Source organism: Bradyrhizobium sp. 521_C7_N1_3, from assembly GCF_052075975.1.
In the GTDB taxonomy this organism is placed as follows: Bacteria; Pseudomonadota; Alphaproteobacteria; order Rhizobiales; family Xanthobacteraceae; genus Bradyrhizobium; species Bradyrhizobium japonicum.
Genome location: NZ_CP197232.1, coordinates 7,822,966 through 7,848,968, shown reverse-complemented (window position 1 = coordinate 7,848,968; position 26,003 = coordinate 7,822,966). Strand labels below are relative to the sequence as shown.

The 26,003-nt window shown below is 60.7% G+C and carries 27 protein-coding genes; 16 read left to right on the top strand and 11 right to left on the bottom strand.

Annotated features, from left to right (window positions below; translation table 11 throughout):
- Positions 1-82: 82 nt before the first annotated feature.
- Positions 83-988 carry a LysR family transcriptional regulator gene (locus AB7008_RS36940; RefSeq protein WP_212454121.1) on the bottom strand — a complete coding sequence of 302 codons (906 nt, stop codon included), beginning with the start codon at positions 986-988 and terminating at the stop codon, positions 83-85.
- 112 nt (positions 989-1,100) lie between these two features.
- Here AB7008_RS36940 and AB7008_RS36935 point away from each other — a divergent pair, with 112 nt between their 5' ends.
- The 4 genes from AB7008_RS36935 (at position 1,101) to fabG (ending at position 4,662) form a co-directional block, all read left to right on the top strand.
- Entirely contained in the window at positions 1,101-1,997 is an 897-nt protein-coding gene (locus AB7008_RS36935; RefSeq protein ID WP_212454120.1) for a sterol desaturase family protein, read from the top strand.
- A 203-nt stretch (positions 1,998-2,200) separates the two neighbouring features.
- A complete protein-coding gene (locus AB7008_RS36930; RefSeq protein ID WP_212097288.1) occupies positions 2,201-2,398 on the top strand; it encodes a (2Fe-2S)-binding protein in 198 nt (65 codons plus the stop codon).
- Positions 2,399-2,481: 83 nt separating this feature from the next.
- Positions 2,482-3,927, top strand: coding sequence for a coniferyl aldehyde dehydrogenase (locus AB7008_RS36925; protein WP_212454119.1), 1,446 nt, complete (start codon positions 2,482-2,484; stop codon positions 3,925-3,927).
- A gap of 54 nt (positions 3,928-3,981) precedes the next feature.
- Positions 3,982-4,662: a 3-oxoacyl-ACP reductase FabG gene (gene fabG / locus AB7008_RS36920; protein ID WP_041958798.1), complete on the top strand. Its 681-nt coding sequence runs from the start codon at positions 3,982-3,984 to the stop codon at positions 4,660-4,662.
- A 509-nt stretch (positions 4,663-5,171) separates the two neighbouring features.
- Here the strand turns inward: fabG and AB7008_RS36915 are convergent.
- Both AB7008_RS36915 and AB7008_RS36910 read right to left on the bottom strand, forming a co-directional pair.
- The gene (locus AB7008_RS36915; protein ID WP_441260395.1) at positions 5,172-6,011 is read right to left on the bottom strand and encodes a tyrosine-type recombinase/integrase; all 840 of its coding nucleotides are present in this window, start codon (positions 6,009-6,011) and stop codon (positions 5,172-5,174) included.
- 507 nt (positions 6,012-6,518) lie between these two features.
- Positions 6,519-6,719 (bottom strand): DUF6494 family protein, encoded by a 201-nt coding sequence (locus tag AB7008_RS36910; RefSeq protein ID WP_028156512.1) that lies wholly within the window; start codon positions 6,717-6,719, stop codon positions 6,519-6,521.
- A 776-nt stretch (positions 6,720-7,495) separates the two neighbouring features.
- Between AB7008_RS36910 and AB7008_RS36905 the strand changes: the two genes are divergently transcribed.
- From AB7008_RS36905 to AB7008_RS36885, 5 genes are read left to right on the top strand one after another with little or no spacing between them, the layout of a single operon-like run.
- The gene (locus AB7008_RS36905) at positions 7,496-8,122 is read left to right on the top strand and encodes a UbiX family flavin prenyltransferase (protein WP_441260394.1); all 627 of its coding nucleotides are present in this window, start codon (positions 7,496-7,498) and stop codon (positions 8,120-8,122) included.
- Positions 8,119-8,610 (top strand): pyridoxamine 5'-phosphate oxidase family protein, encoded by a 492-nt coding sequence (locus AB7008_RS36900; protein WP_052435659.1) that lies wholly within the window; start codon positions 8,119-8,121, stop codon positions 8,608-8,610. Before AB7008_RS36905 ends, AB7008_RS36900 begins: the two co-directional genes overlap by 4 nt.
- A 27-nt stretch (positions 8,611-8,637) precedes the next feature.
- Positions 8,638-10,065: a non-oxidative hydroxyarylic acid decarboxylases subunit C gene (locus tag AB7008_RS36895; protein ID WP_041958818.1), complete on the top strand. Its 1,428-nt coding sequence runs from the start codon at positions 8,638-8,640 to the stop codon at positions 10,063-10,065.
- Positions 10,020-10,322, top strand: coding sequence for a non-oxidative hydroxyarylic acid decarboxylases subunit D (locus AB7008_RS36890; protein ID WP_369527465.1), 303 nt, complete (start codon positions 10,020-10,022; stop codon positions 10,320-10,322). Before AB7008_RS36895 ends, AB7008_RS36890 begins: the two co-directional genes overlap by 46 nt.
- On the top strand, positions 10,319-10,519 hold the full coding sequence (locus AB7008_RS36885) for a hypothetical protein (RefSeq protein ID WP_152621396.1): 201 nt from the start codon (positions 10,319-10,321) through the stop codon (positions 10,517-10,519). The genes AB7008_RS36890 and AB7008_RS36885 overlap by 4 nt, the downstream gene beginning before the upstream one ends.
- Before the next feature lie 778 nt (positions 10,520-11,297).
- Here the strand turns inward: AB7008_RS36885 and AB7008_RS36880 are convergent.
- The 5 genes from AB7008_RS36880 to AB7008_RS36860 form a co-directional block, all read right to left on the bottom strand.
- Positions 11,298-11,792, bottom strand: a complete 495-nt coding sequence (locus AB7008_RS36880) for a hypothetical protein (protein WP_304490987.1) — start codon at positions 11,790-11,792, stop codon at positions 11,298-11,300.
- A gap of 6 nt (positions 11,793-11,798) precedes the next feature.
- Positions 11,799-12,167 carry a tyrosinase family protein gene (locus AB7008_RS36875; protein ID WP_304490986.1) on the bottom strand — a complete coding sequence of 123 codons (369 nt, stop codon included), beginning with the start codon at positions 12,165-12,167 and terminating at the stop codon, positions 11,799-11,801.
- 209 nt (positions 12,168-12,376) lie between these two features.
- The gene (locus AB7008_RS36870; protein WP_152621398.1) at positions 12,377-13,204 is read right to left on the bottom strand and encodes a carbohydrate ABC transporter permease; all 828 of its coding nucleotides are present in this window, start codon (positions 13,202-13,204) and stop codon (positions 12,377-12,379) included.
- Positions 13,201-14,049 carry a carbohydrate ABC transporter permease gene (locus AB7008_RS36865; RefSeq protein ID WP_304490984.1) on the bottom strand — a complete coding sequence of 283 codons (849 nt, stop codon included), beginning with the start codon at positions 14,047-14,049 and terminating at the stop codon, positions 13,201-13,203. Before AB7008_RS36865 ends, AB7008_RS36870 begins: the two co-directional genes overlap by 4 nt.
- A gap of 7 nt (positions 14,050-14,056) precedes the next feature.
- The gene (locus AB7008_RS36860; RefSeq protein WP_041958824.1) at positions 14,057-15,397 is read right to left on the bottom strand and encodes an ABC transporter substrate-binding protein; all 1,341 of its coding nucleotides are present in this window, start codon (positions 15,395-15,397) and stop codon (positions 14,057-14,059) included.
- A gap of 77 nt (positions 15,398-15,474) precedes the next feature.
- Here AB7008_RS36860 and AB7008_RS36855 point away from each other — a divergent pair, with 77 nt between their 5' ends.
- From AB7008_RS36855 to AB7008_RS36845, 3 genes are all read left to right on the top strand, one after another.
- Positions 15,475-16,530 carry a LacI family DNA-binding transcriptional regulator gene (locus AB7008_RS36855; RefSeq protein WP_441260393.1) on the top strand — a complete coding sequence of 352 codons (1,056 nt, stop codon included), beginning with the start codon at positions 15,475-15,477 and terminating at the stop codon, positions 16,528-16,530.
- Positions 16,531-16,563: 33 nt separating this feature from the next.
- Positions 16,564-18,705, top strand: a complete 2,142-nt coding sequence (locus AB7008_RS36850; protein WP_028156520.1) for an ADP-ribosylglycohydrolase family protein — start codon at positions 16,564-16,566, stop codon at positions 18,703-18,705.
- A 605-nt stretch (positions 18,706-19,310) separates the two neighbouring features.
- Complete coding sequence (locus tag AB7008_RS36845) at positions 19,311-19,529, top strand: hypothetical protein (RefSeq protein ID WP_304490982.1); 219 nt, start codon at positions 19,311-19,313, stop codon at positions 19,527-19,529.
- 102 nt (positions 19,530-19,631) lie between these two features.
- On the opposite strand, the gene AB7008_RS36840 is transcribed toward AB7008_RS36845, so the two are convergent.
- Positions 19,632-20,012: a hypothetical protein gene (locus tag AB7008_RS36840; protein WP_155255949.1), complete on the bottom strand. Its 381-nt coding sequence runs from the start codon at positions 20,010-20,012 to the stop codon at positions 19,632-19,634.
- Between the two features lie 367 nt (positions 20,013-20,379).
- Between AB7008_RS36840 and AB7008_RS36835 the strand changes: the two genes are divergently transcribed.
- Positions 20,380-20,565, top strand: coding sequence for a hypothetical protein (locus AB7008_RS36835; protein ID WP_041958831.1), 186 nt, complete (start codon positions 20,380-20,382; stop codon positions 20,563-20,565).
- An 855-nt stretch (positions 20,566-21,420) separates the two neighbouring features.
- Here AB7008_RS36835 and AB7008_RS36830 read toward each other — a convergent pair.
- Complete coding sequence (locus AB7008_RS36830; RefSeq protein ID WP_441260392.1) at positions 21,421-21,843, bottom strand: SseB family protein; 423 nt, start codon at positions 21,841-21,843, stop codon at positions 21,421-21,423.
- A 98-nt stretch (positions 21,844-21,941) separates the two neighbouring features.
- A complete protein-coding gene (locus tag AB7008_RS36825) occupies positions 21,942-23,819 on the bottom strand; it encodes a sigma-54-dependent Fis family transcriptional regulator (protein ID WP_041959104.1) in 1,878 nt (625 codons plus the stop codon).
- A gap of 338 nt (positions 23,820-24,157) precedes the next feature.
- Between AB7008_RS36825 and AB7008_RS36820 the strand changes: the two genes are divergently transcribed.
- The 3 genes from AB7008_RS36820 (at position 24,158) to AB7008_RS36810 (ending at position 25,896) form a co-directional block, all read left to right on the top strand.
- Positions 24,158-25,201, top strand: coding sequence for an NAD(P)-dependent alcohol dehydrogenase (locus AB7008_RS36820; protein ID WP_441260391.1), 1,044 nt, complete (start codon positions 24,158-24,160; stop codon positions 25,199-25,201).
- A 57-nt stretch (positions 25,202-25,258) separates the two neighbouring features.
- Complete coding sequence (locus AB7008_RS36815; protein WP_441260390.1) at positions 25,259-25,630, top strand: hypothetical protein; 372 nt, start codon at positions 25,259-25,261, stop codon at positions 25,628-25,630.
- 68 nt (positions 25,631-25,698) lie between these two features.
- Complete coding sequence (locus tag AB7008_RS36810; protein ID WP_441260389.1) at positions 25,699-25,896, top strand: hypothetical protein; 198 nt, start codon at positions 25,699-25,701, stop codon at positions 25,894-25,896.
- Positions 25,897-26,003: the final 107 nt, after the last annotated feature.

Sequence of the window (26,003 nt, the reverse complement as noted above, 5' to 3'; positions counted from 1 at the left end):
TTGCGCAATGCACCGTTGCTTATTGACCGCTTCAGGAGGTCGGTATTCCGCACCGGAGCATGCGTCGGGTGATGTAAGGCGCCTACACGTTGATCTCGCCGGCGGCCCGCACAATCGCCGCGATGGCTGCCTTGGCCGCAGGCGACGAGGTTCTCCCTCGTAAACGCACGATGCCCGTGCTCGACGGCGGCGACAGCCACCCCCGCACGACAGGCCGAACGAGAGCGCCGGATTCCAGCTCTTCCCGTACCGCCGCGTCCGTCGCACCCAGAACGGTATCCGTGGTGAGGGCGACTGTCTTGAGCATGCCATAGTTGTCGCACTCGAGTGCAATAGTGGCCTCCTGGCCCTCAGGCAGGCCCAGCAGGGCGGCCAGTTCAACCGTTGAGGGGCTCAGCAGCCTAGGTACCGCAAGCCCGTAGGCCCAGACTTCCTGCAGCGTGTGCTCGCCCGCAGCTAGCGGATGGCCTCTCCGCACATACAGATTGGCCGGTTGTCCCCCGATCAGCTGGATGTCCAGCGCAGCATCCCCGGGCATGTCGCGCACATCGGCGGCAAAGAACTCGATGTTCTCGGTACGCAGACTCTCCAGCAACTGCGCCCAGTTGCCGACCTCCATGCGCAACGCCACCTGCGGGTGCTGACGGCGTAGCGCCACAAGAGCGCGTGGCATCAGGGTGGCCGTCAACAGCGGCCCTACGCCGAAGGCCGTGTCGCCGAGCTGGCCGTCGCGGTAAAGATCCACGTCGCGCTGCAGGCAACGTGCCTCGAACAGCAGCTTGCGCGCCCGCTCGATGACGAATTCGCCGGCCGGGGTGGGGCGGACATCACCAACGTCGCGGTCGAACAGGCGGATTCTCAAGTCGCTCTCGATGGCCTGGATGCTGCGGCTGAAGGCCGGCTGACTCAAGTGGACGGCTTCGGCGGCGCGGGCGAAGTGCAGGGTGTCAGCAAGAGCGACGACGTGCCTCAGGCGGCGCAAATCCATGGTATTGCGCTCCATGCATCAAGATAATGAGAATTATGCATTGGACGCATTGGTGATGACACTTCTAAATCGCCCTCACAATCAAAAATGTGAGCGATAGGAAACACCCAACATGAGCTTGCAAGTGCAATACCTCCTGATCGGCGCCTGCATCCTAGGCTTTGCCGCCATGGAGTTTATCACCCGGCGGTATCAAACCACCGTGCAAGACAACGCGACAGCCAACGACGCCTGGCTTGAAGTGCTGATGTTCGTCAGCCTAATCGCCGTCACCCAGCCGATCGCACTGTTGGGTAGCAACGCGCTGTGTAGCTGGCTCATGCCCGCGCAGCACAACGCCTGGGCCAACCTGCCGTGGTGGGCAATGTTCGGCCTGCTGCTGATCGGCGATGACCTCACGCAGTATCTCTGGCACCGCGCCTCGCACACGCCGCTGCTATGGCCGTTGCACCGCGCGCACCACAGCGCAGCCTACATGAGCGTGCGCATTACCTACCGCAACAACTTCTTCTACTACCTGATGATGCCGGGCCTGTGGATCGGCGGCGTGGCGGTGTATCTTGGTTTCGGCCCGGTCTACGCGGCGTACCTGGTGATCAAGCTGGCGGTCATCCTGGGCGCGCACTGCGCCTGGGCGTGGGACGCGCCGCTGTACCGCATCCGCGCGCTGCATCCGCTGATGTGGGTGCTGGAGCGCACCATCTCCACGCCGGCCACGCACCAGGCGCACCACGCGCTCACCAACGAAGACGGCATCGGCCACTACAAGGGCAACTTCGGCAACCTGCTGTTTTTCTGGGACGTGCTGTTCGGCACCGCGCATATCACACGCAAATATCCGGCCAAGGTCGGCCTGCAGGACGACATCTTGTTTGGCCCGGAGCGCTGGACGACGCAGATGTTCTACCCGCTGGTCCATTCCGAGCGCGAGCATTCGGCGCTGCGCCCCGGCGGCTATGGCTTCACCGAAGCCGACCTAAGGACCGAAGCTAAACAGGAGGCAGCCTGAACGACCGAGCCAGGTTCGACTTGCCCCCGTGGGTAGCGCACTCGAGGCACTGCAGCAGGCGTTCGCGGTGCCTCGGAAGGAGCCGAAATGCGACACCATCTGGTCCGCGAGCGGCCTCTTGACTACGCCGAGGTGACCCGAATGGAAACTATCATGCTTGCGGCTGGGTGGAGCGCCGCGTTGGTATCGGTTGGGAGAAGGCGATGATCGTCTGTTCTTGCAATGTGTTCAGCGACCATCAGGTGCGGTCAGTGGTTGCAAAAGAGGCACGATCGCCCCGTATGAGCGAGGTCTATGCCTGCCTCGGATGCAGCGCCCAGTGCGGCCGCTGCGCTCACGCTATCAAGCGGATCATGGGTGAAAGGCCCAGCTCCGCTCATGCGAATGCAAGCATGCATTGACTTGGAGTTGATAAAGTCACGGTTACGCGCGCCTTCGTTGTTCGCGTGGAGGACACGCGAACAACAATGAGGAAGGGAACATCATGAACGTGCCTGTCAATTCCCGTTCGATCGACATTCCCACTGAATTTCAGTCCTGCTTTGACAAGCAGCGTGCGGGTTATCTGGCGACGCCGGAGCCATCCTATGCTCAGCGCATGGCTGACTTGAAGGCGCTGACGCGGCTCCTGAAAGACAACAAGGACGAGTTGGTCGCAGCGATCAACGCCGACTATGGCAACCGGTCTGAATTCGAGACCCTGTTCGCCGAATACTTCGTTGTCCTCGAAACAATCGCCGACGCCGCCAAAAATTTGAAGAAGTGGATGAAACCACAGCGCAGACACGTCGACTTCATGACCTATCCGCTCGCGCGCAACCGTGTCATCCCGCAGCCGCTTGGCGTCGTCGGGGTCATCGTTCCCTGGAATTTTCCGCTTAATCTTAGCTTCTGCCCGCTTGCAGCGATTTTGGCCGCCGGCAATCGCGCGATGGTCAAGATGTCGGAAAATTCAAAAGCGCTCGCCCAGGTTCTGATGCGCGTTTCCCCAAAGTATTTTCCGATCGAGAAGCTTGCCTTTTTCGAGGATGGCGGCGGACGAGGACCGGGATTCTCGTCATTGCCCTTCGACCATCTGCTGTTCACGGGATCCGGTGCTACCGGTCGCTCGGTCATGGCCAACGCGGCCCGCAACCTCACCCCTGTCACGCTTGAACTGGGCGGCAAGGCACCTGCGATTGTTGGGCCTGACTTCCCGGTCAAAACAGCGGCGGAGCGCATTCTCTGGGTGAAGATGTTCAATGCCGGTCAGATCTGTACGAATGTCGACTACATGTTTCTGCCCAAAGGAAGTGAGGACGAGTTCGTCCGCCATTGCCGGCGACTGTTTGCCGACCGCTTCCCGGACATCAACGGCCCGGACTACACGTCGATTATCGATGAACGCTCTTTCACACGGCTGCAGGCGACGCTGCGGGATGCCCGTACAAAGGGCGCGGTCCTGGTCAACCTTGCGGAACAGCAGATTCCGGACGCGAAGCGTCGCAAATTTGCACCGCATCTCGTGCTAAATCCGACGGAAGACATGATTGTCATGCAGCGCGAGATCTTTGGTCCGATCTTGCCGATCAAGACGTATGCAGATCGGCAGGAAGTCGCCGACTATATCAATAGTCACGACCGCCCGTTGGCAATCTATCCATTCACTCACAATGCCGAGCTGCGCGACTTCTACATCTCGCGGGTCATGTCGGGTGGCGTATCGGTTAATGAAGCTCTCCTGCACGTCGGCCAGCACGACTTGCCATTCGGTGGGGTCGGGGCGAGCGGCATGGGCCATTACCACGCGCGCGAGGGGTTCAACACCTTTTCAAAATTGCGCCCGGTCTTCTACCAGGGCCCTCTCTCGCCGATCCAAATGCTATTTCAGCCGCCCTACGCGGGCCGCCCAATGAGCATCCTGCAGAAGATGATCAAGTGGAAGACGTGATGCGTGAAGTGAGCATTGCGGCCTTGATTCATTCTCGTTCACGCGGAGACCACCATGAAGGGTAAAGTCGTTGTTATCACCGGCGCGTTAGGTGCGCTTGGCAAGGTGGTCGCCGAAGAAGCCCTTTCGCGCGGCGCGCGCGTCGCGGGCATCGATCATGCTGCGTCGCAGCTCGCGGCAACAGCCCAGCGGATTGAACTCGGCCGCATCGACTTGACCGACGCGGCACAGGCGAAAAAGGCGATCGATGCCGCCGCCGCTCATTTCGGCGCGATCGACGCGCTGATCAATATTGCCGGCGGATTTACCTTCGAGACTATTGCCGACGGCGATCTCAACGCCTGGCAGCGTATGTTCACGCTCAATGTCGAGACCGCGCTGAACGCCTCGCGCCCGGCGATCCCGCATCTTCTCAACTCGCGGGCGGCCCGCATCGTCAATATTGGCGCGATGGGCGCACTGCAGGCCGGCTCCGGCATGGGTCCTTATGCGGCGTCGAAGGCGGGCGTGCATAAGCTGACGGAGTCACTTGCCGCCGAGCTGAAAGGCAAGATCACCGTGAATGCGGTGCTGCCCTCGATCATCGATACCACGGCAAATCGCGCCAGCATGCCGGAGGCCGATCCCGCCAAATGGGTCGCGCCGAAGGAACTCGCCGATGTCATCCTTTTCCTGGCAAGCGACGCCGCCAGTGCCGTCACCGGCGCGCTGCTGCCGGTCAACGGACGGGTCTGACGCGCGGTTACGCCGAAGCACGGCAGAAACCGAGTGCTCCGCTTGCCTGGGATTCGTCCGCCAGCATCTAGCCGAACGTGTCCTGCCTCCGTTCCGTGCGTATAAAAAGCCCCTTCAATGCGGGCCATGGACGTAGGGTTCGCACAGGACCGGCGGTTTTTGGCTAGGACGTGACCATCCGAACTAGGCTGCTCGCCAGTAAAAAATAGAGATTCCGAAAGAATGGGTTTCGCGGTGTGGCGGACCTAACTCAAACCCCCGACGATTTACGATCCGCCCGCCCCCGCGCTATAGTCAGCCGAGCCCCGTCGTTCCGACAAAGAGAAAATCCAATAAGGGTTCAATGCAGGTCTGACGGCCCAGTTGTCGGAATGGGCATTGAGTTTCCTAGCAAATCATACGCCTCTTAATCAGCGGGTCCCAGGTTCGAGCCCTGGTGCGCCCACCATATAAATCAAGCACTTAGCATCCGGCTTGGTTGAGTAGGCGACCTCATTTTACAGGTCGTTTTACAGTTTTGTTCTCGCTTCGAGCTTTAGCACCGCAGCCTCTGCAAGCTGAATGTCGCGACCAAGATAGTGCGCATCCAGAATGGCCTCGACGTCCTTTAGCGAGTGGCCGGTCACAGCCGCGATCTGCGGTACGCTTGCGCCGGCAATCGCAAGCCGAACAACCGCCGTGCCTCTCAGGTCGTGAAACGTAAGGTCGCAAATGCCCGCCCGTTCGCAGGCCTTTGCCCACGACGAGCGAAAGCCATCAGACGTCCAGGGGCGGCCGAGCGTGTTGGTCAGGATGAGAGGTCCGCGACGCTTCGTGTCGTCGAGCAGGGCCCTCAAGGGCGTGCCAGCAGGCATCACCACGCGCCGCCCGCCTTGCGACTGGCGGAGGCGAATGTGAGGACTCTCATAGGCCGACCAAGGCAAGCGCAAAAGGTCGCCTTGTCGTTGACCGCTCCATAAGGCCAAGATCAGCGCCAGCCTGATCTCTTCGGATGCAACTGATAGAACCGCGGCAATGTTCTGTTCGGTCCAGATCTTGTCTCGCCGGTCTGCGACGTAAAGCCGACCTCCGCGCTCACAAGGGTTGCTGGCGATAATGCCACGATCTTTCGCGAAAGACAGAATGCGCGCCAGCACCGTCCAGGCAAGATCAGCTTTGCGTGGCGTGTTGGCGTACTTATCGCGCCAGCTTTTGAAGTCGCCGCGAATTCTGCGATCGGCGAGAGCGGCGATCGGCAGGTCAGCGAATTCATCCTCAATGAGCTTGATGTACCTCAAATAGTCACGGCGGGTGGACGCCGCGATCTTGGTGAATTCCGGTGCCGCTTTGTATCGCGCGATGACTGACATGAAGGTGCCGGCCCGAGGCAGCAGCTACGTTTAAAGAGGTAACGAAACGAAACTAGCTGCTAAGAATGCCGAACGCGCGGCAACGATTACGTTGAAAAGTGTTGGCGCCTGAGATCGGACCGCTGGAGCCGGTGATGCGCAGAGCCTGGAGGCCAAGATTCAGCCCAATCGCAGGACATAGCCTCGAACTTGGCGCCGACGCACAAAGTTAGCCGAATGAAGCGCCGCGCAATTCGAATCGAATTGCAAGGTTCGACTCCCGATGATACTCGCGCGCACTGATAAAGTGATCGGCAGAGTGCGTATCTTGTTGCGCTGCATGAGTCCGGATGTGACCCTTCGCGGACCTGAACCGCGGATCCGGTGATGTCCGCTCACAGTGGCAGAGCAGACCATCTACCATGGACCCGCCGACGTCCGAGCTTGACAAGGCGACGTTCGGCCGGCGACCGCAATGGTAGCCTTCGTGAGGATCAGGGCCATGGCTTCCCACAGCCGGGACAATCGTCAGAGCGCGACTGTTTCCTCGACCACATGGTTCAGCGGCGTCCCCTCCGCGGACAAGGTCATTCGCAGTTTGAGCTTGCCACCCTTCACCTCTCCGCTACGCACTAGGTTCTCAATTTCACGCTGCGATGTAACTCCGACATGCTTCAGAAATTTACGGATAGCCATATTGAAGCGGTCTTCATCGAACTCGGCGGTCATGGCTGTTCTCCCTGATCGGGCAGGCAAAGTCTAGCACGAGGCGAGCAATGACGAAACATCGAGGCCTCGCTCGTGTCGCCACTGACTTCCTCCTCAACCTGATTGCCTGCAACCTCGGCCCGAAGCTGAAGACTACACCTGGAAGCGAAATCTCTCAGTGGAGTGATTCCGCTTCTGGGCCCTTAGCGGACGTGATTAACGTTGTGGCTAACTTCCGCTTTACCGGAGATAACCGAGATCATCACCAAATGCAGAGATCGCTTCCGTCGGCCGGAAAGGCGAGGATCGTAGATGCACTGCCGTATCCTCTCGCCGGCATAGGAGCTTGCTCGACGCCTTCGCGAACTCGCGCGTGAACGAACAGTGGATGTATCTGGTGCGCTCGTCGCGCTGAGGGCAGCGGAGAGCAAGCAAGATATTGATATTCTTAGTGGGCCCGGCAGGACTCGAACCTGCAACCAGACCGTTATGAGCGGCGGGATATCGACCAGTTTCGTTGATTTTGCTGCGTTTTAGTTTGAGTTCGAGCGCGTTTGTCGCACTTCGGTGAGGTCGTTTCTGGTGCGAAGCCGGAGCGGAGCGCGCACGTCGACGAGAGCGGAGCATTGATCGAGGCGCGTGAGTGGGCAGAGCGCCGAACCTGAAGAAGATCGCATCCGTCTGTTTCGGCCCAAATGCATCAACGGTGGCGTCGTTGCAACTTGCCACGTGAAATTGTATACTTTTTCGTTCCCAGGAGCCGGTCGCGGCGGGGCTCCTCCAGGAGTACGGCGGCGATGCGTGTTGTCGTTGCAATGACAGGGGCGACTGGTGCCGTGTACGGTGCACGCCTGCTCGCCGTGCTTCGCGAACTGAGCGTAGAGACCCACTTGGTTCTGAGCCGGTGGGCTGAAGTGACGATTGCCAAGGAAACCGGGCTTTCTGCCCGCGAGCTTGCATCCACCGCCTCAGTTACTCATTCACGCGATAACCAGGGTGCATCGATCGCAAGCGGTTCATTTCGCCACGACGGCATGGTTATCGCGCCGTGCAGCATGAAGACGCTGGCGGCAATCCGCTATGGATTTGCTCAGGAATTGATTGTTCGGGCGGCCGACGTCACGCTCAAGGAGCGGCGTCGCCTGGTCTTGCTGACCCGGGAGACACCGCTCAACGACATACATCTCGAAAATATGTTGGCACTGAGCCGCATGGGCGCGATCATTGCGCCGCCCGTGCCGGCGTTCTATGGCAATCCGAAAACCATCGATGATCTCGTCGATCACACGGTCGGCCGCGTACTGGACCTTTTTGGACTGGAGTTTCCGAAACTCAAGCGATGGGACGGCATGCGTCGGGCCAACGAACTGCCTTCACTTTCCGCAGAACCGCGGATCATTTCCGGGGGAGGAGGTCCGAAATGAAGGAAGCCGAGCACACTTACATGGCTCCAGCGAGCAGCAGCGGGATTCCCGATGCGCTGGCGCGCTATCTCGATGGCACCGAACTGCTCACGAAAACGCAGGCGCTGCGTCTGTCGACGGTCGATGCCGACGGATGGCCTCACGCCGCTCTGCTCAGTGCCGGCGATATGCTGGTGACGCCCTCCGGCCGCATCCGCCTTGCGCTGTTCCCGCAATCAAGCATGACGTCCAATCTTGAACGCGACGGGCGGTTGGCGATTGCACTTTCGCTCGATGGGGGCATGTGCGAGTTGAGGCTCCGCTGTCGGCGCCTTGCTCATTCCTCTCCGGAGGTGCCGCTGGCGTTCTTCGAAGCGGAAGCTGAGACGGTGCGTCACCATGTGGCGCCCTACGCAACCGTGACGACCGGAGTGACCTTTGCGCTACACGATCCCGGAGCCGTGCTCCCACGTTGGCAAAGGCAGATTGCTGCTTTGAGGTCAGCTTGAAACCCGTTTCAGCAGAGTGGGGCGACGATGCGAGCCTACAAGGACCTTCGTGAATTCCTGTCGTTGCTCGAGCAGGAGCGGCAATTGCTGCGCATCCATGATCAGGTTCTCCCCGAGCCTGATATGGCGGCCGCAGCCTGCGCCCTCACGCAGATCGGTGAGAACAGTCCCGCAATTTTCTTCGACAACATAGCGGGCTTCAGCAATGCTCGGGTAGCCCTGAATGTACATGGATCATGGTCCAATCATGCTCTCGCGCTCGGCATGGACAAGGACGCCAGCATGCGGGACCAGTTTTTCGAATTCGTCCGGCGTTTCCAACTTTATCCGGGCACGCTGGAGCGCGTCGAGAGCGCGCCCTGGCAGGAGGTTGTCGCCGACAAGGATCTGAGCCTCTATGAGCTTCTGCCGCTGTTTCGTCTCAACCGCGGCGACGGCGGCTATTTTATCGACAAGGCCTGCACGATCAGCCGCGATCTTGACGACTGGAACAACGATGATGTCGAGAACGTCGGAATATATCGCCTGCAGGTGAAGGGACGAAACCGCCTGGGAATCCAGACCGTGCCGCAACATGACATTGCGATCCACATGGCTCACGCGGAAGAGCGGGGGGAGGACCTGCCGGTTGCGATCGCGCTGGGAAATGAACCCATCATTACGCTGATGGGCGCCACACCGCTGTTGTATAATCAGCTCGAGTACAAGATGGCGGCGGTGATGCAAGGTGCGCCATACCGGGTCGTCAAGACGTCCAAGGGCCTGGATGTTCCCTGGGGCTCCGAATACGTGCTGGAAGGGCGCGTGCTTTGCGGACAGCGCGAGACCGAGGGGCCGTTCGGCGAATTCCCCGGCTACTACTCGGGGTGTCACAAATACCCTGTGATCGAGATCGATCGGGTGTCGCACCGGAAGGACCCTGTTTACGACGCGGTCTATGTGGGCCGGCCCTGGACCGAGATCGATTTCCTGCAAGCCATGACGACCAGTGCGCCGATCTTCCTTCAAATCAAGTCGACCTTTCCCGAGGTCGTCGCGGTCAATGCACTCTACACGCATGGTCTGGTGGTCGTCGTCTCGACCAGAATCCGCTACGGTGGTTTTGCCAAATATGTTGGCCTGCGCGTCCTCACCACAACACACGGTCTCGGATATGCCAAACTGGTGATCGTCGTCGACGAAAACGTCGATCCGTTCGATCTGAAGCAGGTGATGTGGGCAATGTCCGTGAAGGTCAATCCTGCGGGCGATATTGTGACCATCCCGAACCTCGCGGAGAATCTATTGGATCCGGCGTGCAGCCCGGGAGGCATCGTCACCAAGATGATCATCGATGCCACCACGCCTGTCGCGCCGGATGTCCGCGGCGATTACGGCGAAGAGCTGGACAGGCCGCTTGGCACCGATCAATGGCAAACGAAGCTCGTGGGCCTGGTGAAGGAGATGCGCAAATGACGGAGTCCAGCGTTCGAGTTGCTCCGACCGCATGCCCACGGTGCCGATCGGGTACAATCGCGGTGATTGGAAAATCTTCCGTTGCCGGCGTTTGGACCATCTTCAGTTGTTCAACTTGCTTCTATGCCTGGAGATCAACCGAGCCCGAGGAGAACGTAGACCCTGAGAGATATCCCGTCGCATTTCGGCTGCGCCTCCAGGATCTTGCGAATCTGAAGGTCGTACCGCCTGTTCCGCCGCGCCGATCGTCCTCGTGAGCTGGCCGAAGGTCGAGCCCATCATAGCGGCGTTCATCCTCTCGGCGATCTCGGCGCTTTGCCCGGTCGTTGCGGTCTGCTTTCCGGGCGATATCAGTTCTCATTTTAACGCCGCCATGACACTTGCTTTTCGCCTTGCCTTGCGACATGGGGCGGATGATGTGCGCGGTGATTACGGTGACAGTGCACTGAATTAGGGGGGCACGGGTCTTCGAACCCGCGCAAGTGGCCGGAGACATTGAGTGGCACTGTCACCGTAATCTTAGGGCGACGCAATCAACGTCATCCTCACCGCCGTCGGCTACAACCTTTGCCGCTCGCTCGCTTGGCTGAGAGCTTTGCTGACCTCATTCCTAGTCGTCCTTTGGCGCTCAGGCGCCTGCTGTTCGCTAGTCAAAACGGCTTCTTAACGGACGACCAGATGGTACCGCGGCGATTACATCTTCTTGGATCCGCGCCTTCAGCATCGTCGAGCCAGCCGAGGAGAATGATACGGATGCTGTCTAGGTGCTTCGGCTTCATCGTCCGGACGGCGCATCCCCAGCTTGATTCAAGCGGTTTCGCGTATACCCTTGCTCCCGAGCTGAGTGCGCTTGCGAACGGCGCCTCCGAGCGTTGTGGTCGGCCTGTTCGTCGCCATATCGGACTATCGAGAGATATCAGGTGCCTTGTCCTCCCATTTTTGCCGACTACGATGCGTCGGCGCGCCACCGAATAGCGGCGGCCTAGCTTATCACTGCAAGGGACCGTCGAGGTCTTGACGGAGATCGATGCGACCTTCACAAACTGCTTAGGCGGCTCACCTGGCTTCTCCTTGTGCAACGCCTGGAAGACCACCCGCATTCCGTTCGCGAGCTCCTCGGGGCTCGGAAAGCACGTCCTTCAGAGGCATGGTAAGCGTGACAGGCGCCAGATGCCCTCCGTGGGCTCCGTGACCGCCATCGTCGCTAGGCCACGTGAACGTACCCAGTTGCCCTATTTTGACCTGCCGCGATCTCTGCTGGCCGTCCGGTAGCGTTGCCAGGATGTTGAAGCTGGAGCCGCGTCCTTGCCGTCAGCCCCGATCGCGACGTCATCGAGGACAAGCCACGCTGCGGTAATCGCCCCGGGCCCGGTCGGGGCACCGGCGGTCGCGAGACTATGGAGTTGCGTTTGTGCCGATTGCGGCAGCTTCAGGTCGACCGCAACCGAACTGGCGCCGAGCGTCACGGGCTTAGCTGTGGCGACGGTGGCCAGCGGTGAGTTGGCCGTGGGGCCGGGCAGGGACATCGGCGCTTCGCTTTGGATCGTGGCTGCTGCGATGACCGCGGGTTGAAAGGCCGGAAGCGGCTTCTCGCCGTCGTAACGATACCCGAGCGCGCCCTCGCTATCTACCGCGGCACCAGCCGTTTGCTTCATGTCTCCGGCCTGGTCGTAGGTGAAGGTCCTTTGCTTCCAGCCCGCGTCCTTTGGATTGGCGTGCCGGACCATCTTGGTTCAGACCGTCCAGAGCCGATCGATATTCGCGTGATGAACCCAAAAGACAGGATCTCTGGCAGAAGCCAGGATATTGCCCATGTCTCCGCCGACAAGATTATGCACGGCGCCGTGCGGATCGAGCTCCAGTGGGATCGAAAAGCACTTCCGCCATTCCGACGTAGAGGGCGGCAGGAGGACCTTCTGCTCGAACGGTGATCGAGACAGCGCGCCACTGTTGAGGCGGTCGTTCACTCTGGGGTGCCGCAGCGGATTCGACGCGTCCGTCCCTTCCGTGAAGATCTTAGGGACGTCGCCGTCTTCGTACCAGTTTCCAGTAGGGGAGTTCGAACGCAGTCGTCGCACCGGCTTCCTGGGCGGCGACGGCATCGCCCGTCTCCTACGTGTTTTCAACGAGGCAATCGAACAGCGGGCGATTCCGCTGGAGCAGGTTCCAGGCCTTCTCTCCAACCTGGCTCAGGTCAATGAGAAAATCTTGAGTGCGTTCGAAGTCCCTTTCGGGCGCTCCAACAACTGGGGAAGGCAGAACACATCCTGAAGAAAATGCGAGGGCGCTTGCTCTTCTGGATTGATCCCTTTCATGACTTCACCGCACCGGATGTCATGCCGTCGATAAACTGGCGCTGCAGTAGTACGAAGATCGCGACGATCGGCAGAACGATGGTGACGGCGGCGGCGAGCATCTCGCCCCAATCGGTCGAGTACTGGCCGGTCAAATTGTAGAAACGCACGATCGCCGTAACGTTGCTGTCGTTCTGCAGGAACGTTACGGCGATGACGAACTCGTTCCAGGCGTTCAGCCCGACGATGATCGCGACCGTGAGCAATCCCGGCCGCATCATCGGCAGGATCACGTAGAAGAAGGTCTGCCACGGCTTTGCGCCGTCGACCTGTGCAGCTTCCTCCAGTGCGACGGGAATCGCCAGCGCGTAGGTACGCAAAAGGAAAATCGCGAAGGGCGAGAACATCGCCGTGTAGATCAGCGCCACGGCCGGGATCGAATTGACGAGGCCGAGCTTGGCGAAGATGAAATAGAGCGGGTACAGGTACAGCTGCACGGGCACGGTAATCGTGGCCATGAAGTAGAAGGTGATGAAGCGCCAGAACTTGCCCTTCTGTCGCGCCAGCACATAGGCGCAGGGCGTTGCGGTGACGCAGACCATCACGATGGTCAGGATCGCGACCTCCGCGCTGTGCAGCAGGCTCGGTCCGAGCTGGGCGTTGCGCCAGGCCGAGGAAAAATTCTCCCAATGCAGCTGGGTCGGCAGCGCCAGCGGGTTGCTGCCGATCTCGACCGTCGTCTTCAACGCGTTCATCACGGCAAGCACAATCGGCAGCAGCGAGCTGAACGACGCGACGCCGATCAGCCCCAGGGCGAACGTCCTGCTCCAGCGATCTCCGATCATGTCGATTGCGCGTCGTCGGTGATCTGGAGCCAGAGATAGACGGCGGTCGCGCACAAGCCGAACAGGCTCATGACGCAGGCGGCTGCCGCGGCCTGGCCGACATCGCCCTCGAAGAAGGCGTGCCGGTAAGCGAACGTCGCCAGAACCTCGCTGCCATAGGCCGGGCCGCCACGGGTGACAATGAAGATGAACTCGAACACCTGGAACGACCAGATCACGGTCAGGATCAGCATGAGGGTGAGCGTCGGGCGGATGCCCGGAATCAGCACGTAGCGGAACAGCGCGAAAAAGCCGGCACCGTCGAGCCGCGCCGCCTCGATCTGGTCGACGGAGATCTGCCGCATCGCCGACAGGAACACCACGGCGAGAAAGCCCCACCAATGCCAGATGTCGACGGCCGCAACCGCATAGAGCGAACGATCAGGATCGGCGAGGGGGTCTGAGATCGAAAAGCCATGCTCGTTCAGCCACGCGACGATGCCGGTGGCAGGGCTGAATATCATGCCCTGGAAGATGCGCCCGGTGACTGCGACCGCGATGATACGCGGCAGGAAGATGATGGACTGCACCACGATGCGCGCCTTCGGCGCCATCAGCAGTGCGGCGGCCATCACCAGCGCGAGGCAGACCGGGACGGTGAGGAAGATCGCGGTCCAGATGAAGTTGTTGGTCAGTGCTGACCAGAACACGGGATCGGCGCCCATATTCTGGAAATTGGCCAGTCCCGCCCACATCGGCGTGCCGACACCATCCCAGATAAAGAACGCCGCCGTGAATGTCAGTACGGCGGGCACCAGGATGATGCAGATATTGATCAGCAGCGCCGGGAGCGCGAACAGCCACATTGTGGGATCAGGCCGTCCGCGGCGGCAGCGGCGGTACTTTGCCTTCCTTCGCTTCCTGGCTGAACAGCGTCTGCATCCGCGTCAGGTAAGCGTCCGGCGTGATCTTGTTGAGCCAGACCTGCTCGATGCCCTCGATCAGGTAGGAGTTGGTCGCGCCCGGCCAGAACGTCCAGGTGGTGAAGCCATACTGCCCCCTGCTGAAGGCATCGTGCAGATTCGCGATGGTCTTCTCGAACAGCGGATAGCCGATACCGCTCAGCATCTCCGGCGGCAGGTCCTTCACCGGGAGAGCCCATTTACCGGGCCAGTCGCGGTTCATGGCCTCGTAGAACTTGCGGGTCAGCATGAATTCGAACACGGCGGCTGCGCCTTCGGCGTTCTGCGACGTCTTCGCGATCGACAGCGTCGCGCCGCAGGCCAGATGAACCAGCGAACCCGAAAAGGCCGAGCCGAGCGTCGGCGTCGGCGCCACGTCCATCACCGTGTCGGGTTTCGACATGCCGTAGGACTTGGTACCAAACGACCAGGTGCCGCTGAACGCCATCGCGGCCTTGGCATTCACGACCTGCAGAAAGCTCTGCTCGATCGTCAGCGAGAAGTAGTTCTTGCCGAAATAGCCCTTGTTGTACCAGGCCTTCGATAGCTCGACCGCTTCGACGAAGGGCGGCGCGGTCCAGGGCAGCTCGCCCGAAAGGGCCTTACGGACATTGTCGGGGCCGGCGACGTTGTTGAAGAACACCGTCATCAGCCACTCGTTGACGCCCTTCCAGTCGGCATTGCCTGCGCCAAAGGGAATGATGCCCTTGGCCAGCGCGGCGTCGGCGACCTCTTCCATTTCCTTGCGGTTGGTCGGCAGCTTCCAGCCGTTCTGCTTGAACAGCTCCTTGTTGTAGAAGAGGTGCATCGACTCATAATCGCGCGGCAGCGCGTAGAGCTTGCCTCCATAGACGCTGGTGTTGAGCAGCGGCGCGAGGAAGCGGTCCTTCCACTTGTAGTTTTCGGCAAAACCGTCGAGCGGCAGCACCTGGCCGGCATTGGCGATCGCGGTGAGATAGGCGGGTCCTGCGGTCTGCACGATATCGGGGCCGTTGCCAGCGACGAGAGCGACCTTCAGGAGGTTGTTGACCGCCGCGCCCTTCACCTCGAGCTGAAGCAGGTACTTGTCCTGCGAGGCGTTGAAAGCCTCGACCAGATCGTTGCGCAACGCGGCCTGACCATCTGAATTGGCCTGGCCGAACCAGAACGTCACGACCTTGCGCCCGTCCTGGGCGTACGCACCGCGCGGCAAGCCTGCCGCGAGGGCTGCGGCGGGAATGGAGGCAACAAGCTGGCGTCGGGTCATGGTCATGGCGATGAACCTCGGTTTCCTCGGGGTACGGGTAACGGTTGTTGATTTTGCTTTAGTAATACGTATAACTATGCGCAATGACGGCGTCAACAACGAGGACGAAGCGGGGGAAAGGGCGCGACAAAGCGGCGCCGTCCCGCCCCACGCAGAAGGACATTGCGCTTGCGGCCGGCGTTTCGCAGGCCGCGGTGTCGCTCGTCCTGAACAAGGCGGAGACGCCGTCCGTCCCACCGACGACGCGCACGCGCATTCTCGAGGTTGCGCAAGAGCTCGGCTACCGGCCGAACCATCCGGCGCGGATGCTGCGCAGCGCACGGACGATGACTTTTGCCTGCGTCATCCCTGACATTACCAACCCGTTCTATCCCGGCCTCGTCCGCGGCCTGCAGACGGTTGCGGCGCCGGCCGGCTATGACGTGCTGATCTTCGACACCGACGGGCGGCCCGAGCGGGAGGCGCGCGCGATCGACTGGCTGCTGCAGGGGCGCGCCGACGGCGTCGTCGCGACGTTCTTTCATCTGCGCGCACCGCAGCTCGCCGTGCTGGCGCGCAAGGGCATTCCGCTGGTGCGGCTGGAGAGCCAGCACAAGCCGGATGGGCCGCTTGCGATCGACAGCGTCTATATCGACAACGCGGAAGCAGCTGCCGAAATGACGCGGCTCCTGATCGCGCGTGGGCATCGCCGCATCGCCATGATCCAGGCCGAATTTGGTCCGAGCCAGCGCCGTGCGCTGGGCTATGGCACCGTGATGCGTGAAGCCGGGCTATCGCCCGACTTCATCACGGACAGTGCTTATTCTGAAGAGTCCGGCGCGCGAGCGATGAAGCGTTTGCTCGAACGCAAGGGCGAGCGTCCGACCGCCGTGTTCGGTGCGAGCGATGTGCTGGCGCTCGGCGCAATGGTGACCGCGCTCAATGCCGGGCTCTCGATTCCCGATGACATCGCGATCGCCGGATTCGACGACATTCCGGTTGCCAAATTGCTTGGCCTCACGACGGTGCGGCAACCGGAGTTCGACCTCGGCGCGCTCGCGGCGGAAACGCTGGTCAGGCGGTTGCTGCCGGGTGGGCTCGAGACACCCGGTAGGAGCCACGAGCTGAAATTCGAGATCATGAAACGCTCGTCTGTCTGATCGGGCGAAGCTATCGAACGAGGGGGTGAACAAGTGACGGCAATTCCTCATGATTACGCGGAGCGCGTCTATGCCGGCGTGCTCGGCAAGCTCATCGGCGTCTATCTCGGCCGGCCCTTCGAGGGCTGGACCTATGAGCGCATCATGAAGGAGCTCGGACCGATCAACTATTACGTCAACGAGCGCCGCGACGTCGCGCTGCGCTCGCATCATCTGGTCGTCACAGACGACGACGTCTCCGGCACATTCGCATTTCCGCGTGCGCTGGCCGACAATGGCTTCCCAAAGCAGCTTACATCAAAGCAGATCGGGCAGGCCTGGCTGAACTACATCGTCGAGGAGCGCGCCATCCTGTGGTGGGGCGGTATCGGCAATTCCACGGAGCATACCGCCTATCTCCGGCTGAAATCCGGCATTCCCGCGCCGAGGAGCGGGTCGATCGAGCTGAACGGCAAGACGGTGGCCGAACAGATCGGCGCGCAGATCTTCATCGACGGCTGGGCTATGGTGAGCCCCGGTAATCCCGAGCAGGCCGCCTATCTCGCAGACCAGGCCGGGCGCGTCAGCCATGACGGCGAATCCGTCCACGCCGCAAAGCTGCTTGCGGCGATGGAAGCGCAGGCCTTCGTCGAGCGCGACGTGCAGAAGCTGATCGACACGGGCCTTGCCTTCGTCCCGAAGGACGCGCTGATCCGACGCGTCGTCAACGACGTCCGCGACTGGCATGCCGGCGATAACAGCAATGACTGGGAGCGCACCCGCGCCCTGATCGCCGAACGCTACGGCTACGACAAATTCCTCGGCAATTGCCACGTCGTGCCCAACCACGCGCTGATCATCCTGGCGACGCTGTACGGCGAGAGCAGCTTTCAGGAGGCGATGCGGATCGCCAACACCGCCGGTTGGGACACAGACTGCAATGCGGGTAATGTCGGTTGCCTGTTCGGCATCCGCACCGGCCTCGCCGGCCTCGACGCGGGGCCGGACTTCCGCACTCCCATCGCCGACCGCATGTACATATCGACAGCCGACGGCGGTGCCGCGATTACCGATGCGGTGATCGAGACGCAGTCGCTGGTCGCGGCGGGACGCGCGCTCGCTGGAGCACCGGCCATCGCCGCCAAGAACGGCGCGCGCTTCAATTTTGACTTTCCAGGCAGCTTGCAAGGCTTCCATGTTCATGGCGGCTCGCCGGCTAGACTGCACGCGGTGGAACTCAGCAACGTGTCCGGCCACAGCCGAACTGGTGAGCGGAGCCTCGCGATCGACTTTCGACGCCTGGCGCCCGGCCGCGTGGCGCGCGTCGCAACCCCGACCTTCTTCGACAAGGAGGTCTTCACCATGCCGACCTACCAACTCGTGGCCTGCCCGACGTTATACTCGGGCCAGCGGGTGGAATGCCGGCTGGAGTCGGACATCGACAGCGGACCGGTGACCGTCCGGCTGTTCGCCAGTGTTTATGACGAACACGACGAGTTGGTGCAGATCCGCGGCGAAGCGCAGGCGATCGCCACCGGAAGCGAGGCCGTGTTGAGCTGGCGGGTGCCGGATACCCACAGCTATCCGATCTTCGAGATCGGTCTGGAGATCGAGACGAGCGATCCACGCGGCGTCGACGGTGCGCTCTATCTGGATTACCTGACCTGGACCGGGGCACCGGACACTATCCTGAAGCGCCCGGACGACAATCTGAGTACGATGTGGAAACACGCTTGGGTCAATGACGCCAGCCAGTTCCAGACGCGTTGGGAAGGGCTGCGCGTCACCAATGGGAGCGGACTGGGGTTCATTGCCCAAGGTTCGCGCGACTGGAGGGACTACCGCGTGACTTCGCAAATCACTCCTCTGCTAAAATCCGCTTGGGGATTGGCCGCCCGCGTGCAGGGGCGCGAGCGCTATTACGCGTTGATGCTCGACGTCGGAGGGCGCATAAAGCTCGTTAAGCGGGATCACGAAGAGATGATTCTCGCTGAGGACCGCTTTGAGTGGGAGTTGGATGAGGCCTACACCCTGGAGCTTCGACTACGTAACACGGAGATCCGGGCTTTCGTTGACGGCAGGGAGGTGTTTTCGGTTCGCGACGAGGACAAGCTGTGGCTCCAAGGGGGGGCGGTCGGACTTCTCGTCGATACCGGATCGATCTCGACTCGGGCGGTACAGATCTCTCCCCTTTGAGAGAGGTCGATAAGGCCCACCTCCAAGGTGGAGATGCGAGCGCCCGGGGCCGTCCTACGAAGTCACGCGGGGAGACTCCGGCGCGATGCGCTTTCCGATCAGGCTAACCGCCCTGCTTAGGCGGAAGATCGGATAAGATACCGTAGATTGGGGTGATGTGGGGAAAGGAGGTCTCCCCGCTATCTAACGTACGATTTTCTACGCCAAACTACGATTTCCTGCGATTTTGTACTCCTGACGGCAGCGGTCAGAGCCCGCTGGCGTGAATTGTGTTGCCTCCGAAAGACGGCAGTGAAGGTCTTGTTTGCCTCGCGAGAGCTGACCTCTCGTGCGAGTGAGGCGCTTCGGATCGGCCGGCATGTTCGAGAGGCATGAGTTCTTGCTGGATTTTGCGCTCCTCCGACAAGAAGCTGGTCCAAGAAGGGGTCGGAGTGGTCTCCGGACCCAGCTCCCTGGTTCTCAGGGAAGAAGTTCCTCCTAAAACAGGAGGCTCACTCTTTTCAGAGCGCTTCAAAGGCGACAAATCATTCGAACGAAGCCATTCTTCCAGTGCCCGATTTTTTTGCCGCGAGGACTAACCTCTAAGCGGAAATTCACCGCTCGCCATGTCGAGCGGCATCGAAGACGCGATTCGTCGCTCCCCCGGCTGCAATGCGGTCGCATACGGCGATCGCTTTTCTGCTGATTCAGTCCGGCGAAGTGAGCTGGCGCTTGCCGCAACCCTCACCACCGTACCCTTCGGAGGAGATACCATGATCGAGATCCGGCTCGCCTCGTGGCAGGGCGGGGCAATTGCGCTTGGAAGCGATACCTACCGGAACTGAGCTGAGGGAGGTGCCAAATTGTTATGAGAGGCGTTACCGAGTGGCTCGAGTTGGTCAGCTTGTCAGAGTACGCCCAGCAACTCCGCCGACTTTAGGGGCAAACTACCTCACCTTGGACGGATCGCCAGCAGTCCGCATTAGGCGATCCGCCTTTACCAGCACGCGATCGTCAGCCGCCTGCGGCCGCAATGAGAAGCTAACGGCGACAAAAGCGACGCAGAGCACTATGCCCACCGCCATAGCGCGCTGAAAGGTTGGCCTATCAGCATTTTGAAATGTGGGGGTGCTGCTCCTCTTTGCCAGCTGTTCAAATCCAGCTTGGGAAAGCTTTTGTAATTGTTCGGCTTCGCGATGCTCGACCGAAAGCGCGCAGTAGTGAGCGGCCATCTCTCGATAGTGTTCTCGTGATGAAAGATCGATCGCCTTCGCAGCGCGTTTTTCAAACGCTTGGGCTCGGTCGGCAAGCTCTTTTGCCTTTGACATCGGGCACCTCATTCTAAGGTGGTCCGCTGGCACCAATAAGTTGGTCGGCCGGCGCGTCAATTCGGTTCAACGCCTCGACGGCCTCCCGTCCACGTTGGCGGACCTATTAGCTGGTACCGTTCAATCGCTTCAGCCAGGCGGCCATCGGGGCCACGGGCCGTGTCGCGGCGCATTTTGCTTGCGAACGAGCTCAAAAATATCTCCAGCTTCGATTGCTCTTCGCCCCGATAGGGCTTGGGCGTCTGTCCCGCGCTCGTCCGCCGCTGGCGGGGTTGGGGCAGGGACTATGCCCCATCGCGTCGCAATAATTTCACAGTTTGAGGAACCAATACCCATGCCCGCTGGGGGATCAGCGCATGGGGGAGCCATGACTGACAGCGAGTGGAAGGAGCGCTGGCACGAGGTCGAGCGCTTTCGATTGATGGCGCATGAAACGACAGACCCAGTGGCGGCGGCTCTGCTTCTCGATATCGTGTTGGACTTAGAAGCGGACCTGAATGAGTTGGTCGACGTAGAGGCGCAAGGGCCGCCATGGCTTGGAGCAGTGGCATGAGTGCAGGCCTCGTCGATTGATTCAGCTAGGCAACCGTTGCCTGCTCGACCAGCAACTCGCCACAGCTTCGCGAAGTTGCTCGCGCAGCTAGACTGAGGAACGGCGAGGGCGCCGGCCCGCCGGTTCACGCTGGCGGGCCAATTTCTAAACATGGACCCAAGAAATCGGTTGCCGTGGCTGGTCTGCGTAGCCCCAATGCGCGTGCGCTCCGCCTCGGTGCAATCGTCAGCTGACCAATGATCTTTCCCGAATGAAAGCTCGGCGGAAGCGTTCAGGTCGAAGACGCGCGTCGATCACGGTCCGATTCTGCATCGGCAGATGACGGTTCTTATAGCTACTCCCGCACATCAGCCCGAGTGGGCTCACCTACAACAGCGAGCGGTGTGAGCCTCGCAGGGAGTGATCGATCATGCCCAGCTACCATCTCGTTCGGGTAATGAGCCTCACCGCGACGATACTTCTGGCCCCCCGCGTTTTGCGTCGGCTCGGCAGCCGCCTCTGGGCGTCCAGGCCGGCATGCTGACCTGTAACCTTGCTCCGAGCATCGGCCTGATTATCGTCGAGTAACAGCGCGTGAAAAATCGCGTCATGATCTTTAGCGGGTGGGGCCCAAAACTGGCCGTGATGGGCTCGACCATCGAGCTACAGATGGATAGTCCGACACCCATGCCGTGTGGCTTTGCGCGGCCCACGCGCACCGATTCGATCCCATTTGGTGCTTGGCGGCTCGGAGCGCGTCCTGCGAACCGGTCGATCAGGCGCCTTGCGGTCCGGCTGAGTGCGAGAGCGACGAATTCGACGTGGCCTGTCGTGCTGGCTGGATCGTGCCGATACCTTGTTGCACAAGCACCGCGCCTATCGCGGGGACTTAATCGGCATGTCAAAGATCTTGCCACTCATGAGGAGAGCGATCTCGGCAGCGGTCAGCGGCTTCTGACATTCGGATAACGGATTGAGCCAGAAATTAGAGTCAGGCAACATTTCGAACAGATTGCGCGCAGCGGCGCCAAGGCACACCTCTGGCTGCTTTATATAGTCGAAGATGCGCTTCTTTGAGGTGAAGGTGGGGTGCCATCTCATGTTCTGGAAATCGACCGTTGCAACGTTGATCTCCTCCTGAAATTTGAGCGAGCGACGGCGTCCAGGTTTCATCGGCGCTTCCGGCGTCAGAATGTAGATCTCCGTCTCGAGCAACGCGCGATAGAATGCGGGAACAACGCTGGCGTCCCTTGCGGCAGCCTGCATCAGGGCTTCGAGACTGTTTTCCGGTTCAAACATGGCGACACTCCCAATTGAACCCAACGAGGGGCTGGACTTCAACGCCTCCAGTTGCAGCCGGATCGCGCTGTCGTCGCAGAGCCTTCGCCACGATTGTGCTAATCCTTGCTGCCGCGCAGGGCACGGTAGATCGTATTGCGCGACACGCCCAGGCGGCGCGCGGTCTTGCTGATGTTGTTGCCCGTTTCCGCATACGCAGTCAGCACATGCGAGCGCTGAATCTCATGCAGATTGGCCTTGAGCCTGCCACCCACCGCCTTGCCGGTCAGGCGCTCGCCGCCTGAATGTGCAAGTACGGACTCGACCGATGTCTCGTCGATCAGATCTCCCGGCTCGGCCAGCGACAATCGGGAGAGCACGTTGCGCAGTTCGCGGATGTTTCCATCCCAATCGAGTTCGGCCAAACGATCGATCGCCCCTTCGGTTAAATCCATCAAGGGATCGATCTTGTGGATCAAATGGCGCGCAATCTCTGCGAAATCGGAACGCTCTCGCAAAGGCGGTAACGTCACCTCCAGCGTGTTGAGGCGAAACAGCAAATCGGATCGGAATCGGCCCTTTGCAATCGATTCGTCTAGATTGGCATTGGTGGCAGACACCAGGAGAACGTCGACCTGACGTTTGGTGCCACCGACCGGCCGGACAGTCCAATCGTCCAGAAAGCGCAGCAGCACGGCCTGCAATGTCACCGGCATGTCGCCGATCTCGTCGAGGAAGAGCGTTCCGCCGTCCGCTTCCTTGAACAGTCCCGCAGCCCCGCCCTTTTTTGCTCCCGTGAAAGCACCTTCGGCATAGCCGAACAGCTCCGCCTCGATAAGGCTGTCAGGGAGCGCTGCGCAATTCACCGGGACGAAAGCGCCGGCCCGTCCACTGGCGGTATGAGCATGGCGGGCGAGTTGCTCCTTGCCGGTGCCGGTTTCGCCACGGATCAGGATCGGCATCTTGCGGACCGCCGCGACTCCCACCCGTTGGACAACGGAAGCGATCGCCGGATCGACGGAGACGAACTGGGTGGGGACGTCCTTGGGCGTCGACGGCCGAGGCCGCGAGATGGCTTGCATCATCGAGAACTGGCGCGCGTTCTCGATTGTTGCGACGAACTGGCTACCGACCTCGTCCTCGAGGCGCTGGCGTTCCTTGCGCCGGCCTTCATCGACAAAGGCGTTGAATTTCGTACGAAAGACATCGGCGAAGCGACGACCCGGTGAGGCTGGCAGGCCATGCAGCAGGACGCTTGCGGCCCTGTTAGCTGCAAGGATCCTGCCCTCGTTGTCGACGCCCAGCAGGCCCGCGCTCAACGTATGCAGATACTCGCCGCGGCTATGGAAAGCGATCAGGATGTTTCCGCGGTGATGTTCGCGGAACAGACCATTCTCGATCTGGGTTGCCGCCATCGCGACGAGCGCCTGGGTATGCGCCTGCCTCGACATGCAATCCGATGAGGCGTCCAGTATTCCGGCCAGTTCGCCATCGGGCGCGAAGATCGGCGCCGCGATGCAAGTAAGATTGTTGTAGCGCGAGAAAAAGTGCTCGCCCCCGTGAACAACGATGGCCCGCTTGAGATACGCAGCGGTGCCGAGGCCGTTGGTGCCGCAAATGGCTTCAGTCCAGATGGTGCCGGGCCGAATGCTCGCTGCGTTCGAGGCATCACTGAAGCTCGAGTCCGAGATGATGTCGAGCAGCAGGCCGTTGGCATTTGCAAAGGCGATCATGAAATTGGAGCCGGCAATCTGCTGATGCAGCGTGTGCATCTCCGCGAGCGCCAGGCCGCGAATCAGTGAGCATCGCTGCTGCTCCTGGCGCAAAACAGCGCTGCTCACGAACTCGGGCGAAGGAGGGCGCAATGTATCGAGACCAAGCGAAATGCAGCGCATCCAGCTGTCGTAGATATCGGCCGATAGAAGCTCTGCCGGCGGCGCGCCGCGCTGATCGAGCGTCATCCAAGCATTGTCCATGCGTCGGCTGGCGGTCAGCATCATAGCTCCTCCCGGAGTCGCTGCTTGGCGATTTCCTCTTGGTCGTAGCCCGGTTCGGGTCGTTCTCGCGCGTGGCGCGGTTCTCACGATCATAGATCAAACAATCAAAAATCCAAATTTCTGCTCACCCGCTGCTGCAGCCGTCGAACTGTTCCGTCTCGGAACAGTCGCGCGCAAAGTCTGCTCCGAGGCGGATCGGCGCGAGCACTCCCGAGATCGCAATAACAATAGAAAGATCAGGCCGTTGTGCGCTTGGCACAACCCTTGCTCAACTCTTCAGGCGGGATGGCGATCGCGTCAGATCGACAGAATAAATAATTTTGCCGGGGAGGCGTTTAATGAAAGCGGCGGTGCTTCATGAGTTCGACGAGAAGCTGACGGCGAAGGAGTTCGTCAAGTTCGATGACGTAACTGACCCGAAGATCTCGCGTCCGATGGATGTGATCGTGCGCATCGGTGGTGCCGGCGTCTGTCGCACCGATCTGCACATCGTTGAGGGCATCTGGCGCAGCAAGGTCGACGTCAAGCTTCCGTACATCATGGGCCACGAGAACGCCGGCTGGGTCGAAGCGATCGGCCCGGGTGTCGAAGGGATCAAGGTTGGCGACAGCGTAATTTGCCATCCGCTGGTGACCAGTGGGCATTGTCTCGCGTGCCGGCGCGGCGACGACATGCATGCGTTGGACAGCTCGTTTCCTGGCATCAATGCCAATGGCGGCTATGCGCAGTATCTGCTGACGGGACAGCGCTCCCTGATCAAGCTGCCGAAGTCGCTGGCACCGAAGGATGTTGCTCCCTACACCGATGCTGGACTGACGGCTTATCGCGCCGCGAAGAAGGCATCCCGTCATCTGTTGCCCGGCGAATACGTCGCGGTGATCGGCGCCGGTGGGCTGGGCCATATCGGCATCCAGGTTCTCGCAGCGCTCTGCGCGGCAGAAATCATCGTGGTCGATCGCGCCGAACAGTCTCTCGAACTCGCCAAGAAGTGCGGTGCACATCATGTCGTGAAGGCAGACGGCAACGAAGTCGAGGCCGTGCTGGCGCTGACCGACGGGCGCGGCGCGGAGGCCGTGATCGATTTTGTTGGCGAGGGTGACGCCATCGCCAAGGGCCTGTCGATGACAGCGAACGCCGGTTACTACTACATCGTCGGGTATGGCGGGAAGATCGATATCCCGACCATCGACATGATCACATCGGAAAAGACCATCGTCGGCAACCTGGTCGGCACATACGCCGAGCTGGTTGAGCTGATGGCGCTCGCGGATCGCGGCCTCGTCGAACTCCACACCAGGGAATACAGGCTGAGCCAGGCCAATGACGCGCTTCACGATCTGCATCATGGACGCATTCATGGCCGTGCGGTCCTGATCCCGTAGGGCATGTGCTGCGACATGAAAAGCTTCGGTCCAGATCATCGAACGAGAGTGGCGCGAGTGATAAAGGACAGCGGACGCCGGCCACCGATCACCCCCGAGGAAGCCGCTGAACTGCAGCGCGCCCGCGATCGGATGATTGCCCGGGACAGGCTGATCGACGAGATGGTCGATAACAACGAGATGCAAGTCAAGAATGAGTACGCGCGCGGCGGAGCCGAAATCGAACTCGCGTGCGCCGTGCGTGGCGCGGCGCGCGCCGACGCCGGAAGCGACGCGCATGCCGAACTGGAGCGAGCGATCGCGCGCCTGGAGATGCTTCGGGAGGAGCATCGACGCCTGGTGGCCGAGCGTGAATGGCTCGACACGTCCCTGCTTGAGATCGACAACGGTCCTTCGTCCGGCGATCACCAACGTTCAGGGCACGCATGATGAGAAAGAACAACGCAACCACAATTGCATCAAAGCAACAGGCACAAATGCCGTCTCCGCAACCGGACATGAGCGAGGAAGCCGGGTCGAAGGACGCCTTCTTCATTCAGCTGGCCGAGATCGCGGAGGCCATGATCGCCGCGCACGGCAGGGATTTCGCTACTGGTGCGCTGGTCCTCTCGGCGAAATTCGTCGCCGAAGGCAAGCCTCTCATCAAACGAGCCAACGGAAGTGACGAGACCGTCAGCGCGGACAAACCGGGCTGACGCGAAACGACGAGTCAGCAGATCAATCAATCCATTTAACGGACTCAAAGTGTGTTTTGCAGCTGAGAATTTCAACAAAGCATCCAGGGGGTTGACCTGGAACCGAA

Bases quoted from the DNA above. Each gene is read 5' to 3' on its own strand.
- AB7008_RS36940 (WP_212454121.1), bottom strand. From the start codon at position 988: ATGGATTTGCGCCGCCTGAGGCACGTCGTCGCTCTTGCTGACACCCTG.
- AB7008_RS36935 (WP_212454120.1), top strand. From the start codon at position 1,101: ATGAGCTTGCAAGTGCAATACCTCCTGATCGGCGCCTGCATCCTAGGC.
- AB7008_RS36930 (WP_212097288.1), top strand. From the start codon at position 2,201: ATGATCGTCTGTTCTTGCAATGTGTTCAGCGACCATCAGGTGCGGTCA.
- AB7008_RS36925 (WP_212454119.1), top strand. From the start codon at position 2,482: ATGAACGTGCCTGTCAATTCCCGTTCGATCGACATTCCCACTGAATTT.
- fabG (WP_041958798.1), top strand. From the start codon at position 3,982: ATGAAGGGTAAAGTCGTTGTTATCACCGGCGCGTTAGGTGCGCTTGGC.
- AB7008_RS36915 (WP_441260395.1), bottom strand. From the start codon at position 6,011: ATGTCAGTCATCGCGCGATACAAAGCGGCACCGGAATTCACCAAGATC.
- AB7008_RS36910 (WP_028156512.1), bottom strand. From the start codon at position 6,719: ATGACCGCCGAGTTCGATGAAGACCGCTTCAATATGGCTATCCGTAAA.
- AB7008_RS36905 (WP_441260394.1), top strand. From the start codon at position 7,496: ATGCGTGTTGTCGTTGCAATGACAGGGGCGACTGGTGCCGTGTACGGT.
- AB7008_RS36900 (WP_052435659.1), top strand. From the start codon at position 8,119: ATGAAGGAAGCCGAGCACACTTACATGGCTCCAGCGAGCAGCAGCGGG.
- AB7008_RS36895 (WP_041958818.1), top strand. From the start codon at position 8,638: ATGCGAGCCTACAAGGACCTTCGTGAATTCCTGTCGTTGCTCGAGCAG.
- AB7008_RS36890 (WP_369527465.1), top strand. From the start codon at position 10,020: ATGGCAAACGAAGCTCGTGGGCCTGGTGAAGGAGATGCGCAAATGACG.
- AB7008_RS36880 (WP_304490987.1), bottom strand. From the start codon at position 11,792: ATGGTCCGGCACGCCAATCCAAAGGACGCGGGCTGGAAGCAAAGGACC.
- AB7008_RS36875 (WP_304490986.1), bottom strand. From the start codon at position 12,167: ATGCCGTCGCCGCCCAGGAAGCCGGTGCGACGACTGCGTTCGAACTCC.
- AB7008_RS36870 (WP_152621398.1), bottom strand. From the start codon at position 13,204: ATGATCGGAGATCGCTGGAGCAGGACGTTCGCCCTGGGGCTGATCGGC.
- AB7008_RS36865 (WP_304490984.1), bottom strand. From the start codon at position 14,049: ATGTGGCTGTTCGCGCTCCCGGCGCTGCTGATCAATATCTGCATCATC.
- AB7008_RS36860 (WP_041958824.1), bottom strand. From the start codon at position 15,397: ATGACCATGACCCGACGCCAGCTTGTTGCCTCCATTCCCGCCGCAGCC.
- AB7008_RS36855 (WP_441260393.1), top strand. From the start codon at position 15,475: ATGACGGCGTCAACAACGAGGACGAAGCGGGGGAAAGGGCGCGACAAA.
- AB7008_RS36845 (WP_304490982.1), top strand. From the start codon at position 19,311: ATGTCGAGCGGCATCGAAGACGCGATTCGTCGCTCCCCCGGCTGCAAT.
- AB7008_RS36840 (WP_155255949.1), bottom strand. From the start codon at position 20,012: ATGTCAAAGGCAAAAGAGCTTGCCGACCGAGCCCAAGCGTTTGAAAAA.
- AB7008_RS36835 (WP_041958831.1), top strand. From the start codon at position 20,380: ATGACTGACAGCGAGTGGAAGGAGCGCTGGCACGAGGTCGAGCGCTTT.
- AB7008_RS36830 (WP_441260392.1), bottom strand. From the start codon at position 21,843: ATGTTTGAACCGGAAAACAGTCTCGAAGCCCTGATGCAGGCTGCCGCA.
- AB7008_RS36825 (WP_041959104.1), bottom strand. From the start codon at position 23,819: ATGCTGACCGCCAGCCGACGCATGGACAATGCTTGGATGACGCTCGAT.
- AB7008_RS36820 (WP_441260391.1), top strand. From the start codon at position 24,158: ATGAAAGCGGCGGTGCTTCATGAGTTCGACGAGAAGCTGACGGCGAAG.
- AB7008_RS36810 (WP_441260389.1), top strand. From the start codon at position 25,699: ATGAGCGAGGAAGCCGGGTCGAAGGACGCCTTCTTCATTCAGCTGGCC.